We start from the raw sequence: 16705 nt of genomic DNA on the forward strand, positions 1-16705 counted from the left end.
TCGAGGTGGCGAGTATCAGTAGGGCGCCCAGGTCGGGTGACGCTGAACGCAGCGCTCCTGGCTGCTGGTGGTCATGTGTCGCGGAAGAGACCAGTCGCTCAGCTGACCTGCAGGAACGATCGATATCAGCCTCTGACCTGGGGAAATGGCCTTTCGGTTGTTTCACACTTGTGCCCCTTGATGCGGCCGAAAGTCCCAGGAAAGTCCCAGGGGGCTCCCGAGAAGACCAGGCGTTCTTTCCAGGTCATGCGGGCTGTGCCGCGCGGCGTCTGTCGGCGTGGCGGCCGCGGGGTACTTCCTGGGGCGGCCATGGCTGATGTTCCTCTCATGAGAACCATCTGACCTCTGGTCGTCGGCCCATTCCAGGGCTCAGGTGCGAAGCGCGGTGATGGTGGAGTCATCGAGCCCGTAGGCGGCGAAGGCTTCGTCGTCGGTCCACTCCGCGCCGGTGAGATGTGCCTGCAGGTCCTCGCGCTCGAAGAGCACCAGGCGCGGCGGAGCGCCTGACGCCCCGCCGTCATCCGAACCGCCCCGTCCTCCCGTCCGGCGAAGCCCCCGCCCCCCCCGGGCTTCTCGGAGCGGCCAGGCTGCGTCACCCTGCTCTCCGCTTCCCCCGCATCACCGACGACGGCACCCGCGCCCGCAGCCGGTCCGGCGGGTAGAACTGCCGGGCCCAGTGGCGGAACGGGCCGATCGGGCCGTCGCCGCGGGCCAGCCGGGGCGGAGACACGTACCGCTTCGTCGCCCAGACCGGGAAGTCCTGGGACACGAAAGCGCAGTTGCCCCGGAACATCACACCCGCCAGCAGCCGGTGTACCGAGCCGCTCACCCAGCGGGCCAGCGGGGCCGGGAGGGCGGCCGGCTCGGCCACCTCGAAGCGGCTCGTCTGGCGCAGCTGGAAAGCCGCGGGCGCGATCATCGTGGTCGTGTACACGGCACAGGTGCGCACCCCGAACCGAGGGAGGGCCGTGCACACGTGCACCCGGCTGATCCCGTTGCCCTCCAGCGTCACCTCCAGCGGACTCGCGCCCAGCAGCGGCACCCGCTCCTCGGAGCGCACCGAGATCCGGAAGGACCGCCCCTCGAAGACCGCCGGCTCGGCTACCTCCGACGCGCCCCAGCCGTGCAGCGGCGTGAAGTGCCCGATGTCCACCGTGTTCTCGACCACGTCCTGGCTGTGCCCCGCCATCTCCCACGCGGCAAACCGCGGCGCCCGCGTCCCGAGCGTGTGCCAGGGCGTGAGCTCCCAGTCCGGCGCCCGCCCGTCGTGGTGCCGCCACACGAAGACGGCGCCGTCGACCTCGCGCACCGGCAGCAGGGTCAGGTCCGAGGACGGCGGCGGGGGCGTGCCGTACCCCGTCCGCGTGCAGGCGCCGTCCGGGCCGAAGGCGAAGCGGTGGAAGGGGCACAGCAGTTCGTCGCCCTCCAGCGCGCCGAGCCCGAGGTGCGCCCCCAGGTGCGGGCAGTACGGGCGGACCGCCCGCACCTCGCCGTCGCGGAGCCGGTAGAGCACCACGTCCTCGCCCTGGAGCGGCCGGGTCAGCAGCGCCCCCCGCACCACCTCCGAGGAGAACGCCACCGAGAACCAGCCGTCGGGGTACGGCAGGACCGGCTCGTGCGCGTCGGCCGGGCTCGGGCCCTCCGTGAGCGCCCGGGTGTGGCCGCGCCTCACAGCTCGACCAGCACCTTGCCGAAGGACGCCGCGCGGGCGGTGTACAGGCTGCGGTAGGCGGCGGGAATGGAGTCGAAGCCGCGGTGCACGGTCTGCTGGTAGCGGATCTCGCCGGCGCGCACCAGCGGCCCCAGCTCGGCGTGCAGCGCCGCCCAGTTGTCCTCGGTGAACCACTCCAGCGCGAAGATCCCGCGGATCGTCGTGCGCGGGAACATGATGTACGGCAGCAGCCGGGGCCCGGTCCACTCGCCGCCGACCTGGCTCGCCCACTGCCAGCACACCGCGACCCGGCTGTCCACGGTGAGCATCGTGAAGACGGTGTCGGTCATGACCCCGCCGAGGTTGTCGAAGTACCGGTCGACGCCGCCAGGAGCCGCCTTCGCCAGGTCCTCCCGGAGCTGCGCCGGGTCCCCGCCGTGCCGGAAGACGACGACGGCGTCGAAGCCGAGCGCCGTCAGCCGCGCCGCCTTCTCCGGCGAACCGGTCGTGCCCACCACCCGCGCGCCCGCCCGCTTCGCCAGCTGCCCGGCCAGCGTGCCGATCGCGCCGGACGCGCCGCTGATCAGGACCGTGTCGCCGGGCCGTACGGCCAGGAAGGTGGTGAGGGCGCCCCACGCGGTCATCCCGGCGCCGCCGAGGACGCCGAGCGCGGTGCTCAGCGGCAGCGCCTCGTCGTAGTGGGCCGGGTCCAGCTTCCGGTACGCGGGGAAGACCATCGGGAACGTGCCGGTCTGCCACAGCGCCCCCGCGCCGTTACTGACCAGGTGGGTGCGCCAGCCGCCGAAGCCCTGCACGAGGTCCCCGACGCCGAACATCGCCCGCGGTCCGGCCGCCAGCACCTCCATGATCGAGTCGGCGCCCATGTGGTCGCCCACCGGGGTGTCCAGGGCGATCCCGTGGAGGTACGGGTCGACGGAGACGTACCGCGTGTGCAGCAGCATCTCGTCCTCGGCCAGGTCGGTGTCGAGCTCCTCCACCACCTTCACGTACATCCGGTCCACGTCCGGCACGCCGTCGTTGTGCTCGCTGACGATCCACTTCTCGGTCTTCACGGGGTCGCTCCTGCGGGTTCGATGAGTTGTACGGGGAGAGGGGCGCTGTCGTCGACGGAGGCGGTGAACGGCCGCCCGTCGTCGCGGCAGACGAAGTGCATGACGTGCCGTCCCGAGGCCGCGGCCCGGATCAGGCCGCCGGTGGTGGCCCAGACGCCGGACAGATAGAAGTCCGCGAGCCCCGGCAGTCCCGGACCGTGTCGCTTGACCTCCTGCTCCACGGTCTCGCCGCTGTCCACGAACGGCTGCCAGCCGAGCACCGTGCCGTCGTAGTTGCCGGTGTAGCGGACCTGGGTGAGCGGGGTGGACACGTCCCGCACCACGATCGCGTCCCGCAGCCCGGGGTGCCGCTCGTCGAGGAAGTCCACGATCGTGTCCCGCACCTGCCGCTTGGCCCGCTGGTAGTCGCGCCCGCGTCCGACCGGCAGCGTGTGCAGGTCCGCGCCGCGGCGGATCCGGGTGAACCGCTCGGGACCGGTGCTCAGCTCCCGCCACGGCGCGATGTCGCAGAAGTACGTGGCGTACACCACGGAGGTGCCAGGCGGCGACAGCTCCGGGTAGTGGCGGCTGCGGAACTGCACGTTGACGCTGGGGTGCCGGATGCCTGTGAGCCGTTCCGCGACCGCGTCCTCCAGGAGGTACGTGGTGCAGGGCTCGCCGTCCGGGAAGGGCCGGCGCAGCCCCAGGAAGACCGTGAGGTAGCCGGGGAAGACCATGTCGGGTTCCGTGATGGTCCGGGTGTACAGCTCCCGATACGTGTCGGTGAGGTAGCGGCCCTTCAGCAGGTCCAGGAGCGTGGTGCGCCCGTCGCAGGCGGAGACCACGATGTCCGCCCGCAGCTCCGTGCCGTCGCTCAGCCGGACCCCGGCCGCCCGGTCGTTCTCCACCAGGATCTCCACGACCCTGGCGTTGTACATGACCTCGCCGCCGAGCCCCCGGTAGCGCTCCTCGACCGAGCGGGCCAGGCCCAGCGAGCCGCCCTCGGGGACACCGGCCGAGGCGTCGGCGTGCGCCGCGAGCTGGAAGTAGAAAGGCAGCACGGGGAAGTTGGGATGCTTCTCGTACAGGATGAAGTTGAACGCCTCGCGCAGCAGCGGGTCCCGGAAGCGCTGCGAGTAGTCCCGCATCAGCGTGCCGATGGAGCGCCGGATCACGTTGAAGTAGGGGACCAAGGACGCCAGCATCCGCCAGCGCTCCAGGCGGCCCATGAGCCCGACCGGGGTGAGGAACGGGTAGCGGGCCAGTGCCTTGCGGAAGGTCCGCAGCCCGGCGCAGAAGTCGCGGATCACCCGGGCGTCGCCGGGGGAGAGGGCGAGCAGGTGTGCTTCGAGGCGGTCCGGATCGGAGTAGAAGTGGACCGCCCGCCCGTCCCGGCCGCGCACCGTGTTGAACACGTCGAAGTTGCGCATCCGCTTGCCCTGGAGCGCGCCGAGCTCCAGCCAGATCTGATGCATCTCGTTGCCAGGTCCGCTGCCGAGCAGCCAGCTCACACAGCAGTCGAGGGTGAAGTCGCCCCGGTCCCAGGCCGTGCAGGAGCCGCCCGGGATCTCGTGCATCTCCAGCACCCTGCTGCGATAGCCGTTCATCTGGGCGTAGCAGCCGGTGGAGAGCCCGCCGAGCCCTCCGCCGACGATCAGCATGGTCCTTCTGGTCATTCGGCCACCGCCGCCTTCCCGGCGTCGCCCTGCTGTTCGAGTCGTGGCAGCCGGCCCAGCTTCCCGGGATGCCACGGCCCGGCACCCTCGCTCGGCCAGGCCCGGAACTCCCGGCCCAGCTCGTCGCAGAGGAACTGGACCGCGTACCGGCCGCTGGTCGCGGCCCGGATCAGGCCGCCCATCCCGGTCCACTGCCCGGCCATCGAGAAGCCGCTCAGCCCCGGCAGCCGCATCCGGTCCCGGTCCACCAGCGCGGTCGACACGTCGTCGGCCTCGGAGAACGCCTTCCAGGCCAGGATGCTGCCGTGGGTGTTGCCGGTGTACCGCTCCGTCGTCGCCGGCGTCGCCACGTCCACCAGCTCGATCCGCTCCTCGAGGCCCGGATGACGCTCGGCCAGGAAGCCCCGCAGGAAGTCGACGACCTCCTGCTTGCGCTCCCGGTACGCCCGCCGGTCCGCCTTCCGCAGATCCTGCCAGGACCGGTGGTCGGTGAAGTACGTGCAGTGCAGCACCGACTTCCCGGCCGGCGCGAAGCCGTCGGCGTAGTCGGACCGCCGCTGCACCACCAGACTGTGCTGGAGGCTCCCCGGCAGCGCCGCGCCCCGCTCCGGACCGAGGAGGTACGTGGTGCTGTGCGGCTCACCGGCGGGCAGCGGGCCGTCGATCCCGACGAACGCGGAGACCACCGCCGGGTACAGGTTGTCCGGCCGGTCCAGCAGCTCCGTGTACAGCCGCTCGGTGCGCGGGCTGCTCCACCGCCCCTCCAGCAGCCGGTCCAGCACCGTCGGCCCGTCGCAGGCGGCGATCACATGGTCGGCGAAGTGCTCCTGCCCGTCCCGCAGCCGTACGCCGACCGCCCGCCCGTCCTCGACGAGGATCCGCTCCACCCGGGCGCGGTAGCCGATGTGCCCGCCGAGCCCCGTGTACCGCTCCTCCACCGACCGGGCCAGACCCAGCGAACCACCCTCCGGGAAGCCCGCGTTGCCGTTGAAGGCGCAGGACATCGTGAAGAGGAAGGGGAGCAGCGGGAAGCCGGTCAGCTCCTGGAGGAACATGTTCGGGAACGCCTGGCGCAGCAGCGGGTCCTCGAAGCGGTCCGCGAACCGGCGCATCGGCGTGGCCGCGGTGCGCCAGTACAGCCGGAACGCCGGCAGGATCGCGAGCAGCGTTCGCGCCTTCTCCGTCAGGGACTTCAGCGGCGGCGGCTTCAGCTCCCAGTGCGGGGCGAGCCCCGCGAAGCGCCTGAGGTCCCGGCAGAACGCCCGGATCAGGCGCGCGTCGCCGGGCGAGAGCTCCAGCAGGTGCTTCTGGAGCCGGTCCGGGTCGTTGTAGAACGTGACGGACCGGCCGTCCTCCGTCACCACCCGGTTGAACTGGTCGAAATGGGTGATCCGCTTCCCGTCCAGCGCCCCGAGCTCGCGCCACACGTCGTTCGCCCCGGTCCCGGGTGCCGTGCCGATCAGCCAGTCGATGCAGTAGTCGAAGAGGTAGCCCTGCCGAGCCCAGGCGGTGCAGCAGCCCCCTGGCAGCACGTGCTTCTCGAAGATCCGGCTCTCCAGCCCACTCATCTGCGCGTAGCAGCCGGCGGCCAGACCCGACATGCCCGCGCCGATGATGATCACCCGGGGCCGTCCGCCGGGAGGCCGGGCCTCCCAACGGGGCCCGCCGTCACGCACGCCCATCCGCGGCACCTCCCGCCAGCAGCGCCCGGACCAGCTCCGCGTTCCCGTCGAGGAACGAGCCGTCGAGCATCTCGGCGTGCCGTCCGTGCCCCTCGCGTACGGTGCACCCGGCGGCGGTGACCCCGTGCCAGCCGCCGGGCTCGTCCGCCGCGAAGCGGAGCAGCTTGTCCTGGTCGGAGATCACCGCGATCGGCGCGCCGAGCACACCGAGCGACGGGTGAGCACCGCAGTGCGCCAGGTACTCGCGGGCCTGCTCCACGGTCTCCCGGGCGACGATCTCGGAACCGGTGTGCCGCCGCAGGTGCTCCGCGAGCTCCGCCTCGAACTCGGCCAGGTGCTCCTCGCCGAGGGCGACGGCCTCGGCGATCCGGTACGAGTCCATGATCAGCACGAGGTCCACCGCGCGGCCCCGCCGCTCCAGCTCTCCGGCGATCTCGAACGCGAGGTTGCCGCCGAGGGAGTAACCGAACAGCGTGTACGGCCCACCCGGGTGCAGCTCCTCGGCCAGATCCGCGTACCGGGCCGCCATGTCCGGACCCGACAGGTAGTTGAACGCGGCGAAGCGGTGCTCGGGCAGCCGCGCCGCGAGCTGCCGGTACACCAGCCCGTGCCCGCCCGCGGGCGGCAGGCAGAACACCGTCGCCGCAGGGTCCGCGCCCGGGTTGAACCACAGGTACGGCTCGGCGCCCGGCAGCCGCCCGGTGACGACGTCCTCCAGGGTGCGGGCCATGCCGTGCAGGGTGCTGGTCCGGAACAGCCGCCCGACCGGCACGGACGCGTTGAACTCGGTCCGCAGGTGGTGGATCAGCTCGATCAGCTTGATCGAACTGCCGCCCGCCTCGAAGAAGTCGTCCCGCAGCCCCGGCCGCTCCAGCCCGAGCAGCGACCGCCAGTGCGCCACCATCCGCGTCTCGTACAGCGTCACCGGCGGTTCGTACCTCTCCGGTCCCGCCTCCGCGCGCGGCTCCGGCAGCGCGCCGGGATCGACCTTGCCGTTCGCGGTCAGCGGCAGCGCGGACAGCTCCGTGAAGTGCGCCGGGATCAGATACGTCGGCAGCTGCTCCGCGAGGTGGCGGCGCAGCTCCCGGGCGTCGGCCACCGCGCCCGGCGCTGGCACGCAGTAGGCGCACAGCACGTTCTCGCCCGTCTCGTCCCGCCGTACCGTCACGCACACCTGCGCCAGCTCGGGCCGGGCGGCCAGCCGCGCCTCGATCTCCCCGGTCTCCACCCGGTGGCCGCGCACCTTCACCTGCCCGTCGGCCCGCCCGAGGAGGTGCAGCACCCCCTCCGCGTCCCAGTGCCCGAGGTCCCCCGTCCGGTACAGCGGTACGGGTTCGCCGCCCGGTTCGAGGGTCACGAACCGCTCGGCCGTCCGCTCCGGATCGCCCAGGTAGCGGTCGGCGACGCCGGCGCCGCCGATCCACAGCTCACCGGCCACCCCCGGCGGCACCGGCTCGCCGTGCCGGTCGAGGACGTACAGCTCGCTGTTGGGCAGCGGCCGGCCGACCGGCACCATCCGGCCCGGCTCCAGCCCCTCCGCCGGCCCCTCGTAGTAGGCGCTGTCGATGGTGGCCTCGGTCAGCCCGTACGAGTTGACCACCCGGGTCCCCGGCCCGCACAGCGCGACGAGCCTCCGGTGCTCGCCCGCCCGCCAGGCGTCCGAGCCGACGATCACCAGGCGCATGAACTCCAGGCCCAGCCCCTCCCGCTCGCAGTGCGCCAGCAGCCCGCGCGCCACCGACGGCACGAACTCGCCACAGTCCACGCCCTCCGCGCGCATGGTCCGGTAGAGCCGCGCGGTGTCGAAGAGGAGGTCCCGGTCGACGACGACCAGCGTCCCGCCCGAACACAGCGCCCGGACCAGGTCCCCGGTGAACACGTCGAAGGAGACGCCCGCCATCTGCAGGTGCACCCGGACGTCGGTGTCCAGCCGGTACTCCTGCTGCCAGGCGACGAACACCGAGGCCAGGTTGCGGTGGCTGACCCGCACCGCCTTGGGGCGGCCGGTGGAACCCGAGGTGTGGATCACGTATGCCGTCTGGTCGAGGCCCACGGCCGGCTCCGGCCGCTCCTCGGTCCCCGGCCGGTCCAGCTCGTCGAGGATGACCGGCCGTCCCGGCAGCCGGGCCGCCTGGCCCCGCCGCCCGTCGGTCAGAACCAGCGTGGCCCCGGCGTTCTCCATCAGCTCGGCCAGCCGCTCCGCCGGGTGGTCCGGGTCCAGCGGCAGATACGCGCCCCCGGCCCGCCACACCGCGAGCAGCGCGATCACCAGCTCCGGCGACTTCGCAAGACGCACCGCCACCACTGTCCCGGCGCCGACGCCGCGTTCGCGCAGCGAGGCCGCCACGCGCCGCGAGCGCTGGTCCAGCTCCCGGTAGCCGAGCCGCCGCCCGCCCGGCACGGACACCGCGACCGCCTCCGGGAACTGCGCGGCGATCTTCCCGATCAGCTCGTGCACCGGCACGTCGTGGTCGATCCGTCGGCCGACGCCGCCGAACCCGGTGACGATCCGCTCCCGTTCCCCGGCCCCCAGCATCGGCAGCCGTCCCGCCGGGCGCTCGCCCTCCGCGCGGGTCAGGCCGTCGAGGAGGTTCCGGTAGTGCGCGGCCATCCGACGCACCGTCGCCGCGTCGAACAGGTCGGTGTTGTACTTCAGCACGCAGTGGAAGCGCCCGTCGGACCGGTCCTCGTACGCGGACAGCGTGACATCGAACTGCCCCTCTTCCTCGGGAAGTTCGATGTACTCCAGCGTGTACCCGAAGCGCTCCACGGCCACCTTGTGGGTGAGCAGGATGAACATCGCCTGGAAGACCGCCGAGCGGCTCGGGTCGTGCTGGAGGCCCAACTGCTCCACGAGCAGCACGAACGGGTACTCCTGATTGTCGAGGCCCCCGAGGACCGTGTCCCGCACCCGGCCCAGCAGCTCGGCCACCGACGGCTCCCCGGCCAGGCTCACGTGCAGCGGCAGCGGATTGACGAAGTAGCCGTAGACGGAGGCGAACTCCTCCTCGGTGCGCCCGGTGACGGGGCTGCCGACCACGATCTCGTCCTGCCCCGACCAGCGGTGCAGCAGCAGGTAGTACGCGGTGAGCAGCACCGTGAACACGGTGACGTTGTGCTCCCGGGCCAGCGTCCGCACCCGGGCGCTGAGCTCGTCGTCGAGCTGGAAGAACTCGGAGGCGCCGTTGTCGCTCTGCACCGGCGGACGCGGCCGGTCGGTGGGCAGTTCGAGCGCCGGGACCTCCCGCGGCAGGTGCTCCCGCCAGTACTCCAGCATCCGCCGCGCCTCGGGCCCGGCCAGGAAGCGGTTCCGCCGGTTGAGGAAGTCCAGGTAGCGGGCCCGGACCGGGGCCAGCTCCGCCGGCCGGCCGGTGCGCAGCCCGCGGTAGACCTCGAACAGCTCCTCGATGAAGGTGAAGGTGGAGATCGCGTCCGAGACGATGTGGTGGACCGCCTTCATCAGCACCCAGCGGTCCGGGGCCCGCCGGAACAGCCGCAGCCGCACCAGAGGATCCCGCTCCAGGTCGTACGGCCTGCGGTACTCCGCTACCAGCCGGGCGCGGACCTCTTCCCAGGGCAGCCCGGACACATCGAGAAGACCGGTGTCGGCGATGGCCTCGGGCCGCACCCGCTGCACCGGACGCCCGTCCTCGGTGGTGATGTTGACGCGCAGGCTCGGATGCCGGGCGATCAGCGTCCGGAAGGCATCGAACAGCAGCTCCGGGTCGAGCTCCGCGCGCACCTCCACCGCGCCGCCGATGTTGTACGCGAAGCCGTCCGGGTTGAGCTGCCGGAGGAACCACAGGGCCTGCTGGTTGTGGGTGAGTGGGTAGCACGCCTCGTCGGTGAACAACTCCACCGCCGTCTCCGCCACCGGACCCCCGGCCGCCGCGAGCTCGGTCAGCCCCGCGTGCAGCCGCTCGGTCAGCTCGCTCACCGGCCCATTGCTGAGCAGCGCCACCACCGGCAGCGAGACCCCCAGCTCGGTGTGGGTCCGGGCCCGCAGCTCCATGGCGAGCAGCGAGTCCAGACCGAGCGAGCCGAGCCGGGCGTCCGCGTCGACCAGCTTCGGCCGCACCCGCAGCACACCCGCCGCGAGGGCCGCGAACCGCTCGGCCACCAACGCCGTACGCGCCGCCTCGTCGGCGGTGCGGAACGCGTCGAGCAGACTGCCGCCCTGCCCCGCCGGGACCTCCCGCGCCGCCGCGGCGGCGAGCGCCGACACCAGCGGCGGCGGGGTGGGATACCAGGACAGGAACACCGGCCAGTCCACCACCGCGGCCACCAGCAACTGGGCCCGGTCCTGCCCGATCACCCGCTCCAGGACCGCCATGCCCGCCTCCGGCGCCAGCGAGCTCATCCCGCGCGCGTCCCGGTAGTGGGCGACCAGCCCGAGCTCCTCGATCATGCCGGTGGCCCACGGCCCCCAGTCCAGGCTGAGCGCGGGCAGACCGAGCGCCCGGCGGTGATGGGCGAGCGCGTCCAGGAACGCGTTCCCGGCCGCGTAGTTGACCTGACCGGCCGTGGTCAGCAGCGAGGCGACCGACGCGAACAGGACGAAGTGCTCGACCGGCTCGTCGCGCAGCAGCCGGTGCAGCAGGTACCCGCCGTGCACCTTCGGCCCGTAGCCCGCGTCGAACGCTTCGCGGTCCAACGACGGCAGCAGGACGTCCCGCACCTGTCCCGCGAGGTGGAACACGCCCCGCACCGGCGGCAGACCGGCGGCCCGACGCCCGGCCAGCCAGCCCTCCATGGCCACCGCGTCGGTCACGTCCACCGCGGCGACCAGCACCTCTGCGCCGAGCGCTTCGAGCTCGCGCAGGAACGCGACCCGCCGCCCCTCGGGGCCGCCCGGATCGAGCCCCCGCCACGCGCCGCGCTCCGGCACGCCGGTGCGGCCGAGCAGGACCAGGCGCCGGGCCCCGCGCCGTACCAGGGTGCGGCAGAGCAGCCGTCCCAGCGCCCCGAACGCGCCCGTGACCAGATAGGCGCCGTCCGCGCGCAGCCGTAGCGGCAGCGGACGGGTCAGCCCCGCGGGCGGACGCAGCCGGCTGAGGTGCCGCCGCCCGGACCGCAGCGCGATCTCGCCCTCGCCGTCGTCCGCCGTGAGCGCGCGCAGCAGCACCTCGGCCTCGCCGGGACCCCCGGCCGGGTCGAGATCGATCAGTTTGCCGCTGTGACCGGTGAGCTCCTGCTGCCACAGCACCCGGCCGATGCCCCAGGCGGGCGCGCCGAACGGCTCCACCGGCTCGCCCGGCACCACCGCTTGGGCGCCCCGGGTGACGATGTGCAGGCGCCCCTCCGGGCACGCCTCGGGCAGCACCTGGGCGAGCAGGACGAGCGAGTAGCCGCCGACTGTGCCGATCCCGCCGAGGTCCGCCGCGCCGACCGTGTCCAGCGGGGGCAGATCGAGGTTCCACAGATGTACCACGGCTCCGAACCCCGGCCCGAGTTCGTCGAACAGCCTGCGCAGATCGGCCGCCGAATCGGGTCGCACGGTCATGTGCCGGGCCCCGCTTCGGTATCGGCTGCCCGGGCGGACCAGCCGGCACCGCCCGCCGCGCGCCACGACCGCCTCGGCCATCCGCGCGCCGAGCCCGCCCTCGTCGGCGAAGACCACCAGGTCGGGCGCGGGGGAGCCGTCGGGACCGTCCCCGGTCCCCTCGGCGGTCCCGCCGTCCTCCGGCGCCTCGGTGGGCGTCTCCTCCCAGACCACCTCGGCCAGCCAGCCGTCGATGGTGCCGAGCTTCACCGAGGAGGCCACCCGGTCCACCGCCGTCGCGCGGAAGCCGCTGATCCGGCCGAGCGGCGTCCCGTCCTCGGCGTACAGGGCGAGGTCGCCGACCAGTTCCTCGTCGCTCTCCGCGGTCACCGTCGCGTGCGCCCACAGGGCCCGGTCGCCGACCGCGTCCAGCCGCAGCTCCGCGATGCCGACGGGCAGCCGGATCCCGGCGGACCGGCCGTCGTCGGGCGTCATCGCGGTGAGCATGGTCTGGAAGCAGGCGTCCAGGAGCACGGGGTGCACATGGCAGTCCGCGGCCCCGTCGCCCATGCCCGGGGTGGGCCGGATCAGCGACAGCGCCTCGCCGGGCGCCGTCCACACCTCGTCGATCGCCCGGAACGCCGGGCCGTAGTGGTAGCCGAGCGCCGCCAGCTCGCCGTAGCACGCCTCCCGGTCGAGCCGACGCCCCGCCCGCGCCCGTACCGCAGTGTCCAGCGGTTCCGCGAGCCGGCGTGGCTGCCCGGTGCGGACGACCCCGCTCGCGTGGACCGTACGGTCCGGAGCCCCGGTCCCGGAACCGGCGAGGGAGGCGATGGTGAACCCGGCCTCCTCCGGCGCGAAGGCCAGCTGGACGGTCGTCGCCTCGCCGTCGGGCAGGAACAGGGCCCGGGAGAACTCGACGTCGGCCATGGTCGCCGTGTCGCCGCCGGTCAGCGCCCGGACCGCCTGCGCGGCCATCTCCAGGTACCCGGCGGCCGGGAAGACCGTGCTGTCCTCGATCCGGTGGTCGGCCAGATACGGCAGCCGCTCGGTGTCCAGGCGGCTCTCCCAGGTCGGCTGCAGCGCGGAGGTCCGCCGGCCGAGCAGCGGGTGGTCCAGCCGGCCGAGCCGGATCTGCTCCACCGGCGCGGGCTCCACCCAGTACCGCTCCCGCTGCCACGGATAGCCCGGCAGCGGCACCGGGCGCCCCACGGGCTGGAGCACCGACCAGTCCACGTCGACGCCCAGCGTGTACAGCTCCGCGAGGGAGCGGGCGAACCGCTCGGGCTCGTCCTCCCGGCGCCGGATCGACGGCAGCGTCACCCCCTCGACGGCCCGGCCCTCCAGGCACTCCCGGATCGAGTGGCCGAGCACCGGGTGCGGACCGATCTCCAGGAACAGCGTGTACCCGTCGTCGACCAGCCGGTCGACCGCGGCACGGAACCGGACGGGCCGCCGGACGTTCTCCCACCAGTACGCGGCGTCCAGCTCCGGCCCCCGCGCACGTCCCTGGCGGGCGGTCAGATACAGCGGGAGACCGGCGGCGCGCGGCGCGATCCCGGCCAGCGCCTCGTGCAGCTCGGCCTCGATCGGGTCCATCCGCACGCTGTGGTACGGCACTTCGACGTCGAGGAACCGGGCGAAGACCTGCTCCCGCTCCAGCCGCCCGGCGAGCTCCCCGAGGGTGTCCCGGTCCCCGGACAGCGTCACCGACGCCGGGCTGTTCACGGCGGCGACCGACACGTGGTCCCGGTACGGGCGGACCAGCCGCTCGGCCTCCTCCTCGGACAGGTTCGCCGCCAGCATCACGCCGGTGCCCGCGAGCCGGTGCTGGAGGGTGCTGCGCGCCAGCGCGATCCGGACGGCGTCCTCCAGGCCGTACACCCCGGCCTGGTGGAAGGCCGCGATCTCGCCGGTGCTGTGCCCGACGACGGCGTCCGGCCGCACCCCGTGGTGTTCCCACAGCGCCGCGAGCCCCGCCTGGACGGCGAAGTTGGCGGGCTGGGCGAGCCAGGTCTCGGCCATCCGGGACTCCGCCTCGGGCCGGGACAGCTCGTCGAGCAGCGACCAGCCCGCCTGGCGCCGGACCTCCCGGTCGCAGCGCTCGACCGCCTCCCGGAACACGGGCTCGGCGTCCAGGAGCTCGCGCCCCATGCCCCACCACTGCGGGCCCATGCCGGTGAACACCCACACCAGCCGCTGCGCCCCGGGCTCCCGGAGGCGGCCCCGCACGGCCCGGGGGTGCTGCTCCCCGCGCTCGCAGGCGGCCAGTACCTCGTCGAGGGAGCCGGGCGGGCCGAGGGGGGAGTGGACGACGGCGAGGCGCTCCTCGAAGTGCTGGCGGCGGTGGGCCAGGGTGTGCCCGAGATCCGCGAGGGGCACTCCGGCGGCAAGTTCGCGGCGGACGCCCGCGGCCAGTTCGGCCGGGCCCGACGCGTGCCGGGCGCTCAGCGGGAGGACCGAGCGGGCGGGCGTCCGGGCCGTCGCGCGCGGCTCTTCCGGCGGGCGGGGCGGTGCCTCCTCCAGCAGGACGTGGGCGTTGGTGCCGCCGAAGCCGAAGGAGTTGACGCCTGCCCGCGCGGGTCCCTCGTGCTCCGGCCAGTCGACCGGTGTGGTCGGGATCTCGAAGGGCAGCGCGGCGAAGTCGATGGCGGGGTTGGGCTGTTCGAGGTTCAGGTGCGGTGGGATGCGGCGGTGCCGGAGGGCCAGCGCCGTCTTGATCAGGCCCGCGACGCCGGCGGCGGCCTCCGTGTGCCCGATGTTGGTCTTGACCGAGCCGACGTAGCACCGCGCCCCGGGCGCCCGGCCCTGCGCCAGCACCCGGCCCAGCGCCCGCGCTTCGATCGGGTCGCCGACGGGGGTGGAGGTGCCGTGCGCCTCGACGTACTGGAGGCTGCCCGGTGTCACTCCCGCCTCGGCGCAGACCCGCTCGATCAGCGTGGCCTGGGCGTCGGCGCTGGGCACGGTGATGCCGTTGGTGCGTCCGTCCTGGTTCACCCCGCTGCCGATCACCACGGCGTGCACCGGGTCGCCGTCGCGCAGCGCGTCCGAGAGGCGCTTGAGCGCCACGACGCCGACGCCCTCGGCCCGTACGTAGCCGTCGGCGGAGGCGTCGAAGGCGCGGGAGCGTCCGTCGGGGGAGAGGAAGCCGCCCTTGGTCTCGGAGATGGTGTACTGCGGCGCGAGGTGCAGCAGGGTACCTCCGGCCAGGGCGAGTTCGCTCTCGCCGCGCTGCAGGCTCTGGCAGGCCAGGTGGACCGCGACCAGGGAGGAGCTGCACGCCGTGTCGATCGAGATGCTGGGGCCGCGGAAGTCGAGGCAGTGCGAGATGCGGTTCGAGACCATCGTCATCATCGTGCCGGTCGCGGTGTGCGCGGCCAGCGTCTCGAAGCCGAGGTCGGCGAACTGCAGGATCTTGTAGTCCAGGGTGAAGGCGCCGATGAAGACGCCGACGTCCCGCCCGGCCAGTTCGGCGGGCCGCTGCCCGCCGTCCTCCAGCGCCTCCCAGGACACCTCCAGGAGCTTGCGCTGCTGCGGGTCCATGTGCTCGGCCTCGCGCGGGCTGATCCCGAAGAAGTGGGGGTCGAACTCGTCGAAGCCGTCGATGTAGCCGCCCCGGCCGCCGGTCAGCCGGCCCGGCTTGGCCCGGTCGCGGCTGCCGAGGGTCGTGGTGTCGTACCGGTCCGCCGGGGTGGGGACGAGACAGTCCCGGCCTTCGATCAGATTGCGCCAGAAGGACCGGTGGTCACCCGCGTGTCCGGGGAGCCGGCAGCCGATGCCGATGATGGCGACCTTGTCGCGGTGGGCGGCGCTGGGTGAGTCCGTCATGGTCCAATCCGGTGGAGACGACGCCTCGGTACGGGCCGGGCGGGGGCGTATGGGGGCACGACGCCGGTACGGTGCGGGGCTGCGCGGTACGGGGCGGGGAGGTCGCGGTACGGAGCGGGTGTGCGTGGTACGGGGGACTACGCGGTGTGGGGCGGGCGGCGCACGGGGTGGAGCAGGCTGGCGACGATCGAGCCGGTCTCCGGGAACGTGGCGGGGTCCTTGACACCGACGTTCGCCGGGCGGCGGTCCGGTCGCCAGGTGAAACTGCCGAAGAGGCGGTCCCAGACCGAGAGGTCCACGCCGAAGTGACCGGCCTCGGCCAGGTCGGCGCTGTGGTGCAGCCGGTGTTGCTCGGGGCTGGCCAGGACGTGGTGGAGCGGACCGAGTCGGACGTCCACGTTCGCGTGCACGAAATAGCCTTGGACAAGGGTGAAGAGCGCTACCGCGAAAAGGCAGTCGGCGGAGAATCCGAGAAATCCCAGTGTCAATTGGACCGCGCCCTGTTTGAAGGCGACATCCAGGAGGTGGTTGACGCCGTTATTGGCGACGTTCACTTTTCCCGGGACGTGATGAATTCCGTGTACCTTCCACAGCCACCGATTGGAATGCGCCCAGCGGTGGGCGAGGTAGCCGGTCAGTGAGGAGGCCAGTAGCGCGAGGGGCACCTCGGCCCCGAGCGCGAGCCCCGGTCCCGTGACGGGGGTCGCGGCCAGAACGGCCGCGATGACCGACTGGCCGAGCACGGCGCCGACCATGGTGAACCCGAAATAGGCTGCGTACCAGCACAGTTCCCGGCCGCTCGGGTGCCAGTCGGTCCGGTGCGGGATCAGCCGCTCCAGTGCCGCGAGATAGACGATGGTGCCGACCAGGAAGAGCTGGACGGCCCGGCCCCGGTCCCAGTCGAAGCGCATAACCGAGGTGAAGAGCCAGACTGCCGACAGGAGCAGAATCGGGTACGCGGCATAGCGGAGACACTCGCGGGCGGACGCGCCGGTGGTCCACGCATTCGCCGGCAGCGACCCCGTATCGGGTCGATCTTCCATGCGGAGAATCTCCATCATATCCGAATAGGGAGTCCGCAGAGTAGCAGCGGACGTGAGGGGTCGTGAATGAGTGAACGGCGTTTTTTGGCCAGCGGGGTAAGGGGGCGCGCGAGGGTAATTTATAAGAAGAAATTCTTTTCATTGTTCGGTGTCCGTGGGGCGGGGTGGAGGGCGCGGGGTGCCGGTGACCGGAAGTAACGATTCCGCACTCGCGTGGGCGGCGCCGGTCATGCCGGTCGCCCCTCGCGTAGAGAGCGGATACCGCGGGGCCCGGGCCCGGCGGATATGCCC

General features: G+C 72.9%; 6 protein-coding genes. All 6 read right to left on the bottom strand.

Going from position 1 to position 16705, the window contains the following annotated elements; genetic code table 11:
- Window positions 1–592: 592 nt before the first annotated feature.
- The 6 genes from AB0C75_RS09965 to AB0C75_RS09990 all read right to left on the bottom strand — a co-directional run bounded on the left by AB0C75_RS09965 (window position 593) and on the right by AB0C75_RS09990 (window position 16414).
- Window positions 593–1672: a Rieske 2Fe-2S domain-containing protein gene (locus AB0C75_RS09965; RefSeq protein WP_362888871.1), complete on the bottom strand. Its 1080-nt coding sequence runs from the start codon at window positions 1670–1672 to the stop codon at window positions 593–595.
- Window positions 1669–2724 (bottom strand): NADP-dependent oxidoreductase, encoded by a 1056-nt coding sequence (locus AB0C75_RS09970; RefSeq protein ID WP_362888873.1) that lies wholly within the window; start codon window positions 2722–2724, stop codon window positions 1669–1671. Before AB0C75_RS09970 ends, AB0C75_RS09965 begins: the two co-directional genes overlap by 4 nt.
- Window positions 2721–4364 carry an NAD(P)/FAD-dependent oxidoreductase gene (locus AB0C75_RS09975; RefSeq protein ID WP_362889171.1) on the bottom strand — a complete coding sequence of 548 codons (1644 nt, stop codon included), beginning with the start codon at window positions 4362–4364 and terminating at the stop codon, window positions 2721–2723. The genes AB0C75_RS09970 and AB0C75_RS09975 overlap by 4 nt, the downstream gene beginning before the upstream one ends.
- A gap of 11 nt (window positions 4365–4375) precedes the next feature.
- Window positions 4376–6061 (bottom strand): NAD(P)/FAD-dependent oxidoreductase, encoded by a 1686-nt coding sequence (locus AB0C75_RS09980; RefSeq protein WP_362888876.1) that lies wholly within the window; start codon window positions 6059–6061, stop codon window positions 4376–4378.
- Entirely contained in the window at window positions 6048–15371 is a 9324-nt protein-coding gene (locus tag AB0C75_RS09985; protein ID WP_362888878.1) for an amino acid adenylation domain-containing protein, read from the bottom strand. Before AB0C75_RS09985 ends, AB0C75_RS09980 begins: the two co-directional genes overlap by 14 nt.
- A gap of 137 nt (window positions 15372–15508) precedes the next feature.
- Window positions 15509–16414, bottom strand: a complete 906-nt coding sequence (locus AB0C75_RS09990) for a sterol desaturase family protein (RefSeq protein ID WP_362888880.1) — start codon at window positions 16412–16414, stop codon at window positions 15509–15511.
- Between the last annotated feature and the right edge of the window lie 291 nt (window positions 16415–16705).

It is taken from the genome of Streptomyces sp. NPDC048565, from assembly GCF_040650935.1.
GTDB lineage: Bacteria > Actinomycetota > Actinomycetes > Streptomycetales > Streptomycetaceae > Streptomyces.